The sequence below is a fragment of the Corynebacterium sp. HMSC055D05 genome (assembly GCF_001810365.1).
GTDB classification, from domain to species: domain Bacteria; phylum Actinomycetota; class Actinomycetes; order Mycobacteriales; family Mycobacteriaceae; genus Corynebacterium; species Corynebacterium coyleae.
The window spans coordinates 25,034-39,852 of sequence record NZ_KV801067.1 but is presented as its reverse complement, the minus strand read 5'-3'; the positions used below and the strand labels follow the sequence as shown (position 1 = coordinate 39,852).

The 14,819-nt window shown below is 63.2% G+C and carries 15 protein-coding genes and 1 pseudogene; 10 read left to right on the top strand and 6 right to left on the bottom strand.

Annotated features, from left to right (window positions below):
• Nucleotides 1-605: pseudogene (locus tag HMPREF2734_RS05340) on the top strand (IS256 family transposase); the annotation flags it as partial.
• A 206-nt stretch (nt 606-811) separates the two neighbouring features.
• On the opposite strand, the gene HMPREF2734_RS05335 reads toward HMPREF2734_RS05340, so the two are convergent.
• From HMPREF2734_RS05335 to HMPREF2734_RS05325, 3 genes are all read right to left on the bottom strand, one after another.
• Nucleotides 812-1,210, bottom strand: coding sequence for a type II toxin-antitoxin system VapC family toxin (locus HMPREF2734_RS05335; protein WP_070569790.1), 399 nt, complete (start codon nt 1,208-1,210; stop codon nt 812-814).
• The gene (locus tag HMPREF2734_RS05330; RefSeq protein WP_070421738.1) at nt 1,210-1,476 is read right to left on the bottom strand and encodes an antitoxin; all 267 of its coding nucleotides are present in this window, start codon (nt 1,474-1,476) and stop codon (nt 1,210-1,212) included. The genes HMPREF2734_RS05335 and HMPREF2734_RS05330 overlap by 1 nt, the downstream gene beginning before the upstream one ends.
• 63 nt (nt 1,477-1,539) lie before the next feature.
• Nucleotides 1,540-2,559 (bottom strand): exonuclease domain-containing protein, encoded by a 1,020-nt coding sequence (locus HMPREF2734_RS05325; protein WP_070569788.1) that lies wholly within the window; start codon nt 2,557-2,559, stop codon nt 1,540-1,542.
• Nucleotides 2,560-2,823: 264 nt separating this feature from the next.
• On the opposite strand from HMPREF2734_RS05325, the gene HMPREF2734_RS05320 reads away from it, so the two are divergent.
• On the top strand, nt 2,824-3,258 hold the full coding sequence (locus tag HMPREF2734_RS05320; RefSeq protein WP_070829224.1) for a hypothetical protein: 435 nt from the start codon (nt 2,824-2,826) through the stop codon (nt 3,256-3,258).
• Nucleotides 3,248-3,466: a hypothetical protein gene (locus HMPREF2734_RS05315; protein WP_070421742.1), complete on the top strand. Its 219-nt coding sequence runs from the start codon at nt 3,248-3,250 to the stop codon at nt 3,464-3,466. The genes HMPREF2734_RS05320 and HMPREF2734_RS05315 overlap by 11 nt, the downstream gene beginning before the upstream one ends.
• A gap of 3 nt (nt 3,467-3,469) precedes the next feature.
• Here the strand turns inward: HMPREF2734_RS05315 and menE are convergent, their stop codons facing one another.
• A complete protein-coding gene (menE, locus tag HMPREF2734_RS05310; protein WP_083308093.1) occupies nt 3,470-4,621 on the bottom strand; it encodes an o-succinylbenzoate--CoA ligase in 1,152 nt (383 codons plus the stop codon).
• 87 nt (nt 4,622-4,708) lie between these two features.
• On the opposite strand from menE, the gene HMPREF2734_RS05305 reads away from it, so the two are divergent.
• The 5 genes from HMPREF2734_RS05305 to HMPREF2734_RS05285 all read left to right on the top strand — a co-directional run bounded on the left by HMPREF2734_RS05305 (nt 4,709) and on the right by HMPREF2734_RS05285 (nt 9,658).
• Nucleotides 4,709-5,677 carry a hypothetical protein gene (locus tag HMPREF2734_RS05305; protein WP_070569784.1) on the top strand — a complete coding sequence of 323 codons (969 nt, stop codon included), beginning with the start codon at nt 4,709-4,711 and terminating at the stop codon, nt 5,675-5,677.
• 54 nt (nt 5,678-5,731) lie between these two features.
• Entirely contained in the window at nt 5,732-6,844 is a 1,113-nt protein-coding gene (locus tag HMPREF2734_RS05300) for a sensor histidine kinase (protein WP_070569782.1), read from the top strand.
• Complete coding sequence (locus tag HMPREF2734_RS05295; RefSeq protein ID WP_070569780.1) at nt 6,841-7,479, top strand: response regulator; 639 nt, start codon at nt 6,841-6,843, stop codon at nt 7,477-7,479. Before HMPREF2734_RS05300 ends, HMPREF2734_RS05295 begins: the two co-directional genes overlap by 4 nt.
• A 65-nt stretch (nt 7,480-7,544) precedes the next feature.
• On the top strand, nt 7,545-8,246 hold the full coding sequence (locus tag HMPREF2734_RS05290) for an ATP-binding cassette domain-containing protein (protein ID WP_070452480.1): 702 nt from the start codon (nt 7,545-7,547) through the stop codon (nt 8,244-8,246).
• The gene (locus tag HMPREF2734_RS05285; RefSeq protein WP_070569778.1) at nt 8,243-9,658 is read left to right on the top strand and encodes an ABC-2 family transporter permease; all 1,416 of its coding nucleotides are present in this window, start codon (nt 8,243-8,245) and stop codon (nt 9,656-9,658) included. Before HMPREF2734_RS05290 ends, HMPREF2734_RS05285 begins: the two co-directional genes overlap by 4 nt.
• Here HMPREF2734_RS05285 and HMPREF2734_RS05280 read toward each other — a convergent pair.
• The gene (locus HMPREF2734_RS05280) at nt 9,655-10,629 is read right to left on the bottom strand and encodes a hypothetical protein (RefSeq protein WP_070569776.1); all 975 of its coding nucleotides are present in this window, start codon (nt 10,627-10,629) and stop codon (nt 9,655-9,657) included. The genes HMPREF2734_RS05285 and HMPREF2734_RS05280 overlap by 4 nt on opposite strands.
• A gap of 234 nt (nt 10,630-10,863) precedes the next feature.
• Here HMPREF2734_RS05280 and HMPREF2734_RS05275 point away from each other — a divergent pair, with 234 nt between their 5' ends.
• Nucleotides 10,864-12,318 (top strand): PepSY-associated TM helix domain-containing protein, encoded by a 1,455-nt coding sequence (locus HMPREF2734_RS05275; protein WP_070421748.1) that lies wholly within the window; start codon nt 10,864-10,866, stop codon nt 12,316-12,318.
• A gap of 312 nt (nt 12,319-12,630) precedes the next feature.
• Here HMPREF2734_RS05275 and HMPREF2734_RS05270 read toward each other — a convergent pair whose 3' ends face one another.
• On the bottom strand, nt 12,631-13,563 hold the full coding sequence (locus tag HMPREF2734_RS05270; RefSeq protein ID WP_070421749.1) for a 1,4-dihydroxy-2-naphthoyl-CoA synthase: 933 nt from the start codon (nt 13,561-13,563) through the stop codon (nt 12,631-12,633).
• A gap of 76 nt (nt 13,564-13,639) precedes the next feature.
• Here HMPREF2734_RS05270 and HMPREF2734_RS05265 point away from each other — a divergent pair, with 76 nt between their 5' ends.
• Complete coding sequence (locus HMPREF2734_RS05265; RefSeq protein WP_070569774.1) at nt 13,640-14,815, top strand: AAA family ATPase; 1,176 nt, start codon at nt 13,640-13,642, stop codon at nt 14,813-14,815.
• Nucleotides 14,816-14,819: the final 4 nt, after the last annotated feature.

Sequence of the window (14,819 nt, the reverse complement as noted above, 5' to 3'; positions counted from 1 at the left end):
TGCCGAAGCTGCGCCACGGCGCGTTCTTCCCAGAATGGCTGTTAGAGCGACGCTCACGTGCCGAACGGGCACTATCAACCGTGATTGCCACCTGCTATCTCAAAGGGGTTTCCACCCGCAGGATGAACGATCTGGTGGCCACCCTTGGCATTTCCAACCTGTCGAAATCGCAAGTCTCGCGGATGTCGGAAGAACTCGACGAGATGGTCGCAGACTTCAGAAATCGCCCCCTGGACCCCGGCGGGTACGCCTACCTGTCCTGCGACGCACTGACGATCAAAGTGCGCGAAGGCGGCCGGGTGGTCAAATGCTCAGTGCTGCTTGCCACCGGTGTCAACGCCGATGGCTACCGGGAAATGCTCGGCATGCACGTCGCCACTGCGGAATCCAACGCATCGTGGAAAGGCTTCTTCCAAGACCTCAAAGCCCGCGGACTTCGTGGTGTCTTCCTTGTCACCAGTGATGCCCACGAAGGCATCCAGCATGCCATTTCCGAAGTGCTGCCCGATGCCTCCTGGCAGCGGTGCCGCACCCACTTTGCCAAAAACCTCTACGAGAAAGTTCCGAAGACACAGTGGCCGATGGTCTCTGCGATGTTGAGGTCGACGGCGACGCGGAGCTCGCTTCCGATTGGGTCGTTGTTTCCGTCGTGCTTGGGGTCTCGGTGACCTTGTCGGAGTCGCCGCAACCAGTGGGGACGGTAGTCAGAACTAGGGCGGCGATCATGGTGCGCTGCATGCGTGAAATCTTAGATCGACCGGGGACGGTGTCGTCGTTAAGCGGAGCTGCCCCTCGGAAACGATGCGCGGGGTTACAACCGCCAGTCCTCTACTTGTAGCAATGGGACACGGGAGAACTCCCGGGTGTTGGCGGTAACGAGAACGCAGTCGTTTGCCCGTGCCTGAGCTGCTATCCACAAATCGTTGGGACCGATTGGCTGCCCGATCGCCTCTAGCTCCAAACGGATGTCAGCGTAAAGAGCTGCCTCGGGCGCTCCGGTTCCGACTACCTGATACGCCTGTTCGAGTTGCTTGACAGCATCGGTCCGACGAATCGACGTTGACTTACCCGCACCAACCCGCAGCTCTCCAAGGACAATGGAAGACAGCACGATGTCGTCGGCTCGAGTTACGCGCATGCGTTCGAGGATATTTGCGTTACTGCGACGAAGGGCATCGATCCACACATTTGTGTCTAGGAGGAAGCGCATCATTCATCCCACTTTGGGATCGGATCTAAGGGGAGATCAGAGGGTTCTTCGAACTCGTCCGCCCACCCATCCGGTAAATCGGCAGTGATCACATCGAGCACATCGAGAGCCGAGAGCGGCTCAGGGGAGACGTAAAGCTTACCCCCAATCTTTTTCAGCCAAACCGTTTCAGAATCGAAACGAAAGTCCTTAGGAATTCGGATTGCTTGACTGTTGCCCGACATGAAGACCGTGGTTTCGACGGAGTCTGCTGCAGCCTCAGTCATGAACACCTCCTCGTATATATGACGTAATATATACGGTTTGGGACGTCAGGACGAGCACTCCGGCTAGAAAAGCTCCCGCACCGCAGCCCGCGCTGCCCAGGTATCGCGCGGGATGGTCAGGGCGCCGGTGAAGGCGACGCGATCGCCGGGGTGCAGGGTGAAGGTGGAAGGGGTTGGGCCGGTGAGGGGGTCGTCGAGAAGCGAATGCACGAGAGCAGGATCAACGCCGAGTGCTTCTGCGATGCTGAGCAGAGCTGCGCGTTCCTCGTCGGTGATTATGCCGTCTGACCAGGCTTCGACGGCGAGTTGGCGGGTGAACTCCTCATTGATCGCCTCGACATCATCGGCGCTTAGGCCTGCGGCGATGGCGGTGGATTCGAGTTGGCACATTTCGGTACGGGAAATTTCGCGGTCTACAAGCGCGCGGGTCAGTTCGGCACGGTAGGTGGCTTCATCCTTGGTGCCAGTCGTCGGCAATGTACGCGAAAGCTGACCCGCCCAAGACGGCGCGCCACCGCGGGGAAGCGTGCGGACCTCGGGCGCGGGAGTGGTAAACAGCGCAGCCGGATAGTAGGCGACGTCCGCGCGGTGGTTCGCGTGCAGGTACGCGAGGAGATCGGCGGTGGCCTGGGCATCCGCAAGCGCAGAGTGCGCAAAGCGGTTATGGATCTGCGCGATGGCAAGCGCATCGCTGAGTTTGCCCACGCCAAGGTGCTGCTTGGTCAGGCGCATCGTGTCCAACCACTCACACATGCCGTCCTCGGCGCCGGCGCGTGCGAACTCGTTGGCAAGGAAGCGGCGTTCAAACGACGCGTTATGCGCCACCAACGTGCGGCCGTTCAGCAGGGAACCCAGGTATGTGGCGACATCCCGGAACACCGGCGCATCCACGACGTCCGTCGCCGTGATCTTATGGATGTAACTGTTCGGAATGTCGCGCTCCGGCTGGATCAACGTCTCCCACGTGCCCTCCACCGTGAGGTCGGGGCGCAGCAACACCACGCCGATCTCCACAATGCGATCGAGATTGCTCAGCCCCGTCGTCTCCAGATCGACCACCGCAAACCCGTGCTGTCGGTCCATTCCTGCTCCTTATATCCGAACGGTCTAGGCGCGATTTTCGACGCCACCATCAACCTAAAGCACGCGCCGACGCGGTCAGGTGGGTTGTCGGTCGGGTGTTCGGATGCAAGGAGCTCGGCGTGGTCTCTCAAACCCAGAACCTAGAGCTGGCTGAGGCAGAGGTACGCGAAGCAATTGCGTTTCAGTCCGGACTTCGTGCCGACGAATTTGAGGTTGAGGTGGCTGCGATGGAACCGTAGGTGGCTTCGCCCCGTCTAACTCAATATGAAGAACTCGATTTACTTACCGTGGCTGCTTACAGGGCTGGCTGTTGCCACGTCAGTGGGATACGCAATTGTGCTTGCCCTGGGGCCACCAAATATGACCGTGCCTGTACTGGACTTTTCTGCAAAGATCATCGGACCGGTTGGCGCGGCACTCATTGCATGGGCAGGCGTTTCCCACACAGTGATGAACACGCGTGTGCAGGACACAGCCAAGGAATGGCATCACGACCTGAGGTGGGCATCAGAGCTGTGTGTTTCGGAGAAGCCACTAGAGGTAGCGATTGGCACGTCGGTGCTTGATGAGCTCAGCGAGCATAGGTTTCTCAATTCGGAGCAAGCTAGCATGGTCAACAGGATTGGAGAGGCTGTTGTAGGTGGCCTTTTCAACCAAATTGATCCCATTGCGGAAAGGAGTGCGCACGATGAGACCTAGGTACGAGGAGTTGAAATCTCTCGACGGTGTGAGCATTTCGCGGCCGCCACATATGGGAGAGATTGCCGCTGCGCGATTTCTGGTCAAACAGATTGAGCAGGGAAGAAGCGACGGCGAGTTGTCGCCGTTTCTGCTTTGGGTTGCAAACTACGGCACCCCTGACGAGCCACCCGGGCCGATCATTCAGCCCCGCGACCAGTCTGCCTAACCGCTAGAACAGCTCCCGCACCGCAGCCCGGTCGACCTTGCCCGGACCCAACTGGGGCAGCGCCGGCACAACCTTGAGTTCCTTCGGTACTTGCCAGCGTGCGATTTCACCGGTGTCCTCGGCGTCCGCAAACGCGTCCATGATGTCCGCCACGCTCGCAGACCCGGTGTACGCAGCGCAAATACGTTCGCCGAAGCGAGCATCTTGCTTACCGACGACACAGGCACCCGTCACCCCATCCACCTTGAGCAGGAACGTCTCCAGCACTTCGGGGTGGAGTTTGAGGCCGCCGGAGTCGATGATGTTGTCGATGCGTCCGTGGACGGTGAGGTGGTCGTCGATAAGTGAACCCGCGTCGGAGGTGCGGAACCAGCCGTCCTTGAGATCATCGGAGAGCGTCTGCGATCCGACATTGCGGTAGCCGCGTGCGACCATGGGGCCGCCGAGGTGGATGCGGCCGTCGACGATTTTTACGCGGGCGCCGGCGATGGGCACGCCGTCGTAGACGCAGCCGCCGGAGGTTTCCGAGGAGCCGTAGGTGGTCACCACGTTGATGCGCAGTTTCTTTGCCGACTCGAGCAGGCGCGGGTTGGTCGCCGCCCCGCCGACCAGCACCGCGGAGAAGGTCCGCAACGCGTCGATGCCCTTGAGCGTCGAGGTCGCCTTGGCCAACTGCATCGGCGTCAGCGAGGTGTAGGTGCGCTCTCCGGTGCTGGCCAGATCGTGGGCGTGGTGGGCGAACTCAGCGACATCGAAACCGTTCGTGAGGTCCACAAACGCCGGCTCCACGCCTGCGACCATGCTGCGCACCAGCACCTGCAGGCCCGCGATGTACGCCGCCGGCATGGCCAGCAGCCACTGGCCTTCGCCACCCAACGCCTGGTGGGTCGCGTCCGCGCTCGAGATCAGGTTCGCCGGGGTCAGCATCGCGCCCTTCGGCTTGCCCGTGGACCCGGAGGTGGAGACGACGAGGGCGATGTCGTCGTCGATAGGCGCGCCGGGCTCCAACGTGTTGCGCAGCAGGTTCGTGCGCGCCGGGTCGTTCGTCGGCACCGGCAATAGCGCGCGCTGGCCGGTCAACGCCTCCTCGAGCGCGGGCATGATAGCCAGCGGATTCGCGGGATCGACGGGCAGAAGTTCGAGCAGGTTGGTCACAGCGTACGAGCGTAGCCGGTGGGATTTCGCGCGCCGCGAAGGCCGTGACGTGTAACACCTGTTTGCGAGCCCACCGATAGAACAAGCATGAAGAAGTTCATCGCATCGGCCGTCGCCGCGGCGACCGCCTTCACCGTCACTGTCCCTACGACCCACGCCGCCACGCTCACGCCCACCGAGCAAGGCCAGTGCCGCGTCACCCTCAACGACGCGGAGCGCGGCCCCGCCTGGCAAGCCGAACGCATCGCGAAAACCCTCACGCACGGCATGTACGCCACCGCCGTCGCCGAAGCATTCGAGGCAACTTTCGAGGGGCTCAAGCCGCTTGGCGACGACCACCTCACCCAACCGGCCATCATCGCCGTCCAGGAAATCCGCCTGGCAGGCGAGGAACCCGGCGCCCGCCCCGACTACGACGCCGCCCGCGCCGCCACAAAGGCCAAACTGGCGGAACTGGGCCTGACCTCCACTGACGCCGACTTTTACCTGGACATGAAGCAGGGCTCCCAGATCCCGCTCTCACCAGCAGGCAAGGCGTTGAAGGGCTCGGCTGGCTGGTACATCGGCATCGACGGCTCCGTGCCAGAAGTAAACGACCTTGGCCCGGACTACGAGTTCGGCCGCACCGGCGCGAACACCGCCCGCTTCCTCAAGCACATGCCCGAGTGGCAGCGCAACGCGTTCGCCGCCAACATGTCCAAGACCTACTTCGGTCAAGCCTTCGACTCGCTCGAGTCCCGCTACTACCACCCGCTGAGCAGGGCAAAGAAGTGCGACGACAATCCGCCGCTGCTCTTCAGCATGCAGAACGCGGAACTGCCCGCTGCACCGGAGCTGAAGAACACGCTGCCCGGCAAGCCAGCCGACCCGGATAAGCCGGCGCCGACTCCGGGCACCCCTGCGCCGGAACCACCGAAGACCTTCGACGCGAAGCTTGCAGAGATCATCGGCATCATCGCCGCCGTGCTCACCGCACTGGGCGCTCTGTTCGCTCTGCTGAAGACCGCCGGCTTCAACGTGCCGGACCTGCCGCAGATCCCCGGCCTGAACAAGTAGATCTCCTCCTCGGGGAGGAGGTGCGGGCCCGGTGTCGTCGATAGGCTTACGCCCATGCGCTACAAACCGGGTGACCTTGTGCTCGCGGTCGCTGTCGCCATTTTGGCGGCGGTGTACACCGCGAGTGCGTTTACCCAACCCATAGACGCGGCAGGTTGGGGCCAGGCCGTGCTGTCGTGGGGCTTTGTCGCGGTGTGCGTGGTGCTCACGAGCAAGCCGAAGTTCTCCTCGGTTGCGCTTATCGCGCTGAATGTTGCCTGGTCGACGATGTGGCTGGCCGCGCCGGTAAACCTTGGCTTTTCGCCGTGGGTGTTGGCGGTCCCGGTGGCCACCTTTATCGCCGGGCGGTTTACAGGGAAACGCTTCGCGCTAGTTGTCCTCGCCGCCGCGTGCGGGTGGGCGCTGCTGTCACCGTTCATGTGGACGTGGGACGACAACTTTGTGTTGTTCTACCGGCACGGGGTCGATCTCGGGATCACGCTTGCGCTGCACTGGGGCGCGAGTGTGGTGGGGTGTCTCCTGGGGGCGAATGTGGCGGCTGAGGATGAGGTGCGTCGTCGAGAAGCACACGCGAAAGAGCAGCGTCTCGCAGCGGCGCGCGAGGAGGAACGCCGCGCCATTGCCCGCGATATTCACGATCTGCTCGGCCACTCCCTGACCCTGATCAAAGCGCAGGCCAATGCTGGTTTGGCGGTGGGGCAGGAGCGGGAGGCGCTGCAGCAGATCAACGAGGCCGCAGGGCAGTCGTTGTCGGAGATTCGCCTGCTTGTGCGCGGTTTGCGCGAGAGCGACCATGCGTTTTCCCCGGCGGCGGGGATCCCTGACCTGCCGTCGTTGGTGCAGCGCTACCGCGACGCCGGCGTGGAAGTAGCGCTGGAAGCACCAGCAGTGGATGTCTCCCCGGTGACCTCGCTTGCTACCTATCGCATCGTGGCTGAGGCACTGGCAAACGCGGCGCGCCACCAAGTCGATCCCACTGTGACGGTTCGGGTCGCACCGGGCGAGACCGTGGTGGTAGAAGTCGTTTCTACCGGCCAGATTCGACCCCAACCAGGCACCGGCGTCGGGCTGGAGGGGCTGCGTGAACGCGCGGCGAGCGCCGGTGGCACGCTGAAGACATGGCAGTTCGGGGAGACGTTTACCGTGCGGGCGGAGTTGGCAGCATGATCCGCCTGCTTCTTGCCGACGACCAACCGCTCCTCCTCAGCGCCCTCCGCACCATCTTGGACGCCCAGGACGACATCACCGTCGTCGCCACCGCCGCCGACGGCGCCGAAGCCGTGGAGAAAACCCGCGCCCACCGCATCGACGTGGCGGTGCTGGACATCCGCATGCCGGTGCTCGACGGCATCACCGCCGCCCGCACGATCATGGAGATGGGCCCACGCGTGATCATGCTGACCACCTTCGACGACGACACCTTGATCCATGCAGCTATCGACGCCGGCGTGCACGGCTTTCTCCTCAAAGACGCCGAACCCGACGTCTTGGCCAACGCCGTACGCGCCGTCGCCCGCGGCGAATCGGTCCTAGCCTCCGGGGTCACCGGCCGCGTGATGGAGTGGGTCCGCGACGGGGCGGGCACTTCAGAATCCGCCGCTGCGCTGGAGGGGCTGACGCAACGCGAACGCGACGTGCTCGCGGAGATTGGCCGCGGCGCGACGAACGCAGAAATCGCCGCCACGCTGTTTATTGCAGAGACCACGGTGAAAACGCACGTGTCCAACCTGCTTTCCAAACTTGGCGCGCGCGACAGGGTGGCGCTCGCCTTGATCGCCCAGCGCGCCGGGATCTCCTCCTAGAGGAGGAGGCAGTGTGGTCCCGTCGGCCGATGTGGTCGCCTTGTTCAGCGACGACCATGAATGCCATGACTGATACCCAACTTGCTTGCCGCGGCGTGGTCGTGTCCTTCGGGGACCACCATGTACTTCGCGACGTGTCATTGACCACCACTCCGGGCCGAGTCCACGCTCTGCTCGGCCCCAACGGCGCGGGTAAATCGACGCTGATGTCGGTGCTGCTCGGCCTGATCGAACCCGATGCCGGCGAGGTGACACTGATGGGGCAGCCGTTTGACCGTTCGGCACTGCGCCATGTCGGCGCCTCCATCAACGACCCCGCCTTTTACAGCCACCTCAGCGCCCGCAACAACCTCCGCGTCCACACCACGCTGCTGGGCCTTCCCGACAGCGAAGCCGACCGGGTTCTCGAACTGGTTGGCCTCCAAACCGCGGGCAAGAAGAAAGCCGGCAGTTTCTCCACCGGCATGAAAGGCCGCCTTGCGCTCGCCCAAGCGCTGCTCGGCGAGCCAGAGGTGCTTATTCTCGACGAACCACAAAACGGCCTCGACCCTGAAGGCATTGCCCACCTGCGCGACTACCTCCGCGAATACGCGCGAGCTGGACGCACCGTCCTGGTCAGTTCCCACCAACTCGGCGAAGTACTCCACATGGCCGATGACGCCACCGTGATCGCAGGCGGCGGCGTCCGCTTCGCAGGCGAGCTCGCGGAACTCGGCCCCAACCTAGAAGAGTCGTTCTTCCGGCTCACCTCCGGTGGTGACCGATGAACCTCCTACACGCCGAATGGATCCGTGCGCGCGGCTCCATGCTGTGGTGGCTCGCCGGAGCAGGCCTGCTGGTCGGCGTGCTGCTGACGTTGTTCGCCCTGGCCGGAAACGTCGAAACCGCGACGAACCTGCTCTACCCGCAAGGCCTGTTAGTCACCGGCATGGCTGCTCCCGCCGCCGCACTGTTCGCCGGTTTGGCCGAGACCCGCGAGCGTGACGCCCGCGGCGGCGGCACATTGTGGCGGCCGGTTTCACCCATGCGCACCCGCGCCGCCCGCATCGTCGTGGTGTGGCTGGCGCTGGCCGCGTTCGTCGCCTTCGACTTTGTCGTGCCGTTTGCCGCCGGCCTCGTATTCAACCTGGACAACACGGCCTCGATTGCACTCGTCGGCCTGTTTGTGTGGCTGGGCATGCTCGGCCCCGCAGGCCTCGCCGCCGCTGCCACGCGACGCATTGGGATGCTGCCGACCATCATCCTCGGCTTTTTCTTCACCATCGGGCTTGGCTACTTCGCCGAACGCGACTGGTGGTGGATAAACCCCGGCGCCTGGCCAACCCGGCTGGCGCTACCGACCATGGGCCTGCACTTCAACCTGCTACCCCTCGACGCCACCGACCCCATGGCGGGGGAATCTCCCATTCCCGCCCTCACCCTCACACTGCTACTCGCAGCAATTGGCTTTGTAGTGGCCGCCCTCGTACCACCGCGCACCCGACCCATACTGCGCCGCCGCCGAGTCCACCACGTCACCGCACCGCTGGCCGCAGGGCCGGCAACGCCGCGCCCCGAAACCACCGGATACGTGGCTGCGGTGAAGGGGGTTGCGATGGCGGCGAGGGTGTCGTCGATAAGCGTCTTGCTCCTGCTCACCGCCCTGGTGCTGCTGTTCTCGCTGGCATACCCGGTGGACGTGCGCGAGGCGCTGTTCGCCTACGCCATCCTGCCGGTTGGGGCCGGCGTGCTGCCCACCCTCGTGTGGCCGAAACTGCGTCCCGCCTGGGCGCTCATGCAGGTCGAACACCCACACGTCCGCGCCGCATTGGCCACTTGGTGCGTTGGAGTCGTCGCCCTCGTGTGCGCGTTCGGAGCGGCCGTGGTTGGCGACGCACGCTTCGGACTCCTCGCGTTCCTCGCAGGCAGCGTATTGGCCCTCACCGCACTTGCCATCACCGTCCGCTTCGGCGTGGCGTGGACGCTGGCCACGACGATCCTGGTCACGATCGTCTCCGCCACGATCGGCGGCGACGTCCTCGCACAGTCCGCACTATGGATCCTCGCCGTCCCCGCATGGCCAATCACCGCCACCGGTGCACGCGTGTGGATTGCGGCTGCGGTGGGGTTAGCGCTGCTGGCAGTCGTTGTCGCGGCGCTGATGCGGGTGCTGCGCGGCATGCGCCCAGTGCGACGCTAACCCGCCGGGGTCAGGCGTCCATCTGCCGTGTAGCGACCATCGGGGGAGTTGTAGAAGGCGTGGGCGTGGTTGTCGTCGATAAGCAAGTGCCACGTGCCGCCGTTATCGCAGGTGCCCTCGGTGATCGTCTCGCGGAAGCCATCCTCGGTTTTCGCGAGGTGGCCCGCGCAGCCAAGGTCCGGGTACGTCACCGCGATGCCGTCGGCGGTCGGTTCGAACCGGACGCGGAACTGCTCACCCTGCAGGTGCTCCACCTTGGACACCTGCCCCATCGTGCCCTCCAACGGACCACGTAGTGTTGCGCTGCCGATCTTGTCCAGCGCCGCCGCGTCCGTCGTCGGGTGCCAGGTGATCCGTGTGACATCGCTGAGCGGATTGCCGACGACCGTCTCCTCCGGGCCCCACACCTTTTCCAGACGCTGACCCCGCAGTTCGAAGTGTGTCACGTGCATCTTGGGGCCGTCCGTTTCGTACTGGTCCAAGCCCGGCTGCGTGCCGTTGGTGAACACTGTCGGGTAGGGCTCGTCCGAGTCGACGAGGTAGTCCTTCGTCCAGGTGACCTCGCCGTTCTGGGCCCGCAGCACGCGCACCGGCGATGGGTTGCCGTTGGCCGCGCCTGCGTCTGGGGCTGCGCTGACGCCTGCGCGGAGCAGCAGTTCGGGTTCGAGATCGCCGTTGATGTCCAAAACGTCGTAGGTGAACGTGCCGTCGAGATCCGCGAGGTCCGCGAAGAAGCGCGCCGGGTCCGCGATCGCTTCCGCGTACAGGTCACGGATCGAAGCGGTCGGTGTCGCTGACGCCGTGGTCGCGTCGGTTGACGTTTCGTTGGTCGGTGCGCTAGTCGGTGCGCTGACCGTCTCGTGAGAAACGACCGTCGTTGTTTCCGGTGCAGGCGTTTGGATTGGTTCGGTCTCCGTGCCGCAGGCAGCCAGCAGGAGAGTGGTGGCGAGGATCGGTACGTGACGTTTCATGGCACCACGCTACCGAAAGCCCAAAAGACGATATCGGGATTTGGCATTCTCGCCGGAGCACGACTTGGGGAAACGGCGTCGGCAAGGTGCTAAAACCCGATATCGTCTTTTGGGCTATCCGACAGATCAGGACAGGATCTGCCAGGCGCTTTGGAAAATCGACATCTGTTGGGAACTGGCGGGCCAACGCATCCGACTAAAAATGCGTCCCTGTATCAACCGAAAGGTGTATGTGTGTCCAGTACTGTCCAACGGCGCAGCGGCCTGCCCGCGCTGACCAGAAGAATCCATTTTTACGCGGGCCTGTTCATTGCCCCGTTCATCTTTGTCGCCGCGCTAAGTGGCGCTCTCTACGCGGTCGCTCCGTCGCTCGAAAACGTCGTCTACAAAGACGTGCTGACCGTTCCCGCCTCCGACACCAACGCCCCGCTGGCCAGCCAAATCAGGGCCGCGCAGGACACACACCCGGACATGGATGTGGCGCAGGTGTGGCCGTCGTCGACACCCGATGAAGCAACGCGCGTTTTGCTTATCGACGAATCCCTCACCGAAACAAACCAACTCCGCAGCATCTTCGTCAACCCCCACACCGGTGACGTCATTGGCGACGAGCCAACCTACTCCGGCCTCGGCGAACTCCCGCTGCGCTACTGGATCTCGTCGCTACACAAGAGCCTCCACCTCGGCGAGGTCGGCGAGCTTTACGCAGAGGTGGCAGCCAGCTGGCTGTGGGTCGTCGCCCTGGGCGGCCTGTACCTGTGGTGGCGGATGGCCCGGAAGCGAGCCCTGGTTGGGTTGGAGAATGCGACGGGGCGTCGTCGTAAAGTGCTGAACTTGCACGGCGTAGCCGGAACCTGGCTGCTCGTGGCCATGCTGGGACTGTCCGCCACAGGCATCACCTGGTCCGTATTCGCCGGCGAAAACGTCGACCGCACAATCACCTGGTTGGGCGGCAAAGCAGAACCGATCGAAACCTCCCTGGTCGCCGACGCGGAAGCCGCCCCAGCCGACGAGCACGCCGACCACCACCCCGCCAGCGCACACGGAGCCGAAGGCCTGACCAAGGACGAGGTGGCCGACCAAGCCGCCACCGTCCTCGAAACCGCCCGCGCCGAAGGCCTCACCGGATCAGTGCGCCTCTTCGTCCCCAAGAACACCGACGAGGCGTGGCAGGCCAGCGAGCGCTGGGTGCCGTGGCGCACCACCTCCGACGCCGTGAGCGTGAACGGCCAAAACGGTGACCTTGTAGACAAGCTCCCATTCTCTGAACTGCCACTGTTCTCAAAACTGACCAGCTGGGGCATCTACCTGCACATGGGCATCATGTTCGGCCTGCCTCTGCAGATCCTGCTCGCTATCTGCGCGCTCGCGATCTGCGCCATGGTCGTGATGGGCTACATCCTCTGGTGGCGACGCCGCCCAACAAAGAACGCCATCGCCGGCGTCCCAGGTCAGGCTGATCTCACCGGCCGCGACTGGGCCATCCTCGCCGTCGTAGCGATCCCGGTCGGCCTGTTTCTGCCGCTACTCGGCCTTACCTTCGCCGCGATGCTTGTTGCCGATCGGTTGCTGGCCCGCCGCCGCACGGCATTTACGACGCCCGAAAAAGAACCTGTTCCCCTGGCTGCTGACGAGCGGGTCGGAGTCTCCGGAGACGAGGCTGAGCTTGGCTTAGTTGAGGTTGGCTGAGGCAAGCGTGGCGGCGCGTTCCTGACAGATCACGGCGGAATCTGTCAGTCGCCGGCATCGCGCCTGGTCAGAAATCGCCCCTGACAGATTCTGCAGAATCTGTCAGTGGAAGAGGGGGCCGGCGAAAATAGTTCCCGTGGTTGGGCCGGGATGTGGAACTTTCTTGCCTCCCAAGACAGCCGACCTGGGAGAACGCCGCCGCGGTGGAGCCAAAAACCCGAAATAGTTCCCGAGCGGGGAACTATTTTGGGTGGGGGCCGCAGGGCCGCCGGGCCGCCAGCCCGGCAAAGTACCGCCGTACCCCCAAGAAACCTAGTAGTAGAAGGGGAAGTCGTCCCAGCGTGGCGGGCGTTTCTCCAAAAACGAGTCGCGGCCTTCGACGGCTTCGTCGGTCATGTAGGCCAGGCGGGTGGCTTCGCCGGCGAAGACTTGTTGGCCCATGAGGCCGTCGTCGACAAGGTTGAAGGCGAATTTGAGCATGCGCTGCGCGGTGGGGGACTTGCCGTTGATTTCGCGGGCGACCTGGATCGCCTCTTCTTCCAATGAAGCATGCGAGGCAACGATGTTGACCGCGCCCATGCGCTGCATCTCCTCGGCCGAGTAGGTGCGGCCGAGGAAGAAGATTTCGCGGGCGAACTTCTGGCCGACCATCTTGGCTAGGTAGGCGGAGCCGTAGCCGGCGTCGAAGGAGCCCACGTCCGCGTCGGTCTGCTTGAACCGGGCTTCCTCGCGCGACGCGATGGTCATGTCGCACACCACGTGCAGTGAGTGTCCGCCGCCGGCTGCCCAACCGTTGACCACCGCGATGACTACCTTGGGCATGGTGCGGATCAAACGCTGCACCTCGAGGATGTGCAGGCGTCCGCCCTCGGCCTTCACGCGCGCCTCATCGACGGTTTCGGCGGTTTCGCCGCCGGCGTACTGGTAGCCGGAGCGGCCGCGGATGCGTTGGTCGCCGCCGGAGCAGAACGCCCAGCCGCCATCCTTCTGCGAAGGCCCGTTGCCGGTCAGCAGCACCACGCCGACGGATGGGTCGCGCCGGGCGTGATCCAACGCCTGGTAGAGCTCGTCGACGGTGTGGGGGCGAAACGCGTTGCGCACCTCGGGGCGGTCGAATGCGATGCGCACGGTGCCGTCGGCACGCGTGTCGCCGACGTGGCGGTGGTAAGTGATGTCGGTGAAGTTGAAGCCTTCGACCTCGCGCCACTGGCTGGGGTCGAAGGGCTGGGCGGTGGAGTACTGCATGGGGGTAATCGTACTCACGCGTCCGCTTTATACCTCTTTATAACTAGCCCAACCTATAAAGAGGTATAAAGAGGCTATGGTTCAGCGCAGTCCGTACACACCTGGCGTGGTGGCCTCCACCATTTATGGCAGAGACCAAGTTCTTAGGGAGGCGAAGCGCGAGCTTTTCTTTATGGCTCATGATCCTGGGCTGATGGGGCAGGTGAAGGTCTACGTGGGACCCCGCGGCATAGGAAAGACCAGCTTGCTTCGAGCAGTTGAAGCAGAAGCTAAGGCTGAAGGCTTTGAAACCGCCTGGATTACAGCGGGGGACCGGCCACTTTTCAATGCCCTTTTGGACAAAATCGGCGAGATTGCTCGCAGCTGGAAGGATGAGGCTGGAGAAAAGCTGCTCGGGCTGTTGTCGTCGCTGCGGGTTGAAGCGTTTGGTGTTTCGGTTGGAGGATCTCAACCAGTTGAAGGCCCGAGGCCAGATGCGTCGGGATATGGAGACCAAATGCAGCGCGCGCTTGTTGATGCAGCGGAAACGATCCGGGGCAGGGCTAGTGGAATGGTTGTTTGTATTGACGAGATTCAGTCGGCTGATGCAGATGGCCTGCGCTCGCTTGCGTACGCGTGGCAGCAGATGCAGGCAGAAAATGCTGAGCTCCCTCTCGCCATCTTTGCAGCTGGGCTCAGTCATAGTCAGGATGTGATTACCGATGCTGTGAGTTTTGCAGAGCGCTTTAGTTATGTGCATCTTGAATCTCTGGACCGAGAACACGCTGAGGAAGCATTAGTACAACCGGCGAAGAAGAAGGGCGTGAATTGGTCTCCGGCCACGCTCCAGGAAGCTGTCCGTTTAGCAGGCGGCTACCCGTATTTCATTCAGGTTGTAGGCGATCTGGTGTGGCAAGCGGCCGATTTTCCGGATCCTGGCACTTTTATTGGCCTAGCAAACCTCAAACATGTAGCGGATCGATTCCAAGAAACTCAGTTGACCATGTTCCGCTCCCGGTGGCACAAAGCTACCGACGTGGAGAGGGAATTCATTAGCGCAATGGCTGAGGATCTAGAGCCACAGGTGAAGCGAGGCGATATCGCCGAGAGAATGGGCCGACCTACAACCGGAATCAGCATGGTCCGTAGATCTTTGCTTGACAAGGGATTAATCGAGGAAAGTGGTTTCGGCTACTTGAGGTTCACTGTTCCGGGGTTCGCCGAATTCGTGAGAAACGAGCGGGGCGGGCAGGAGCGTGAGGCTCGTGGCTGACGTT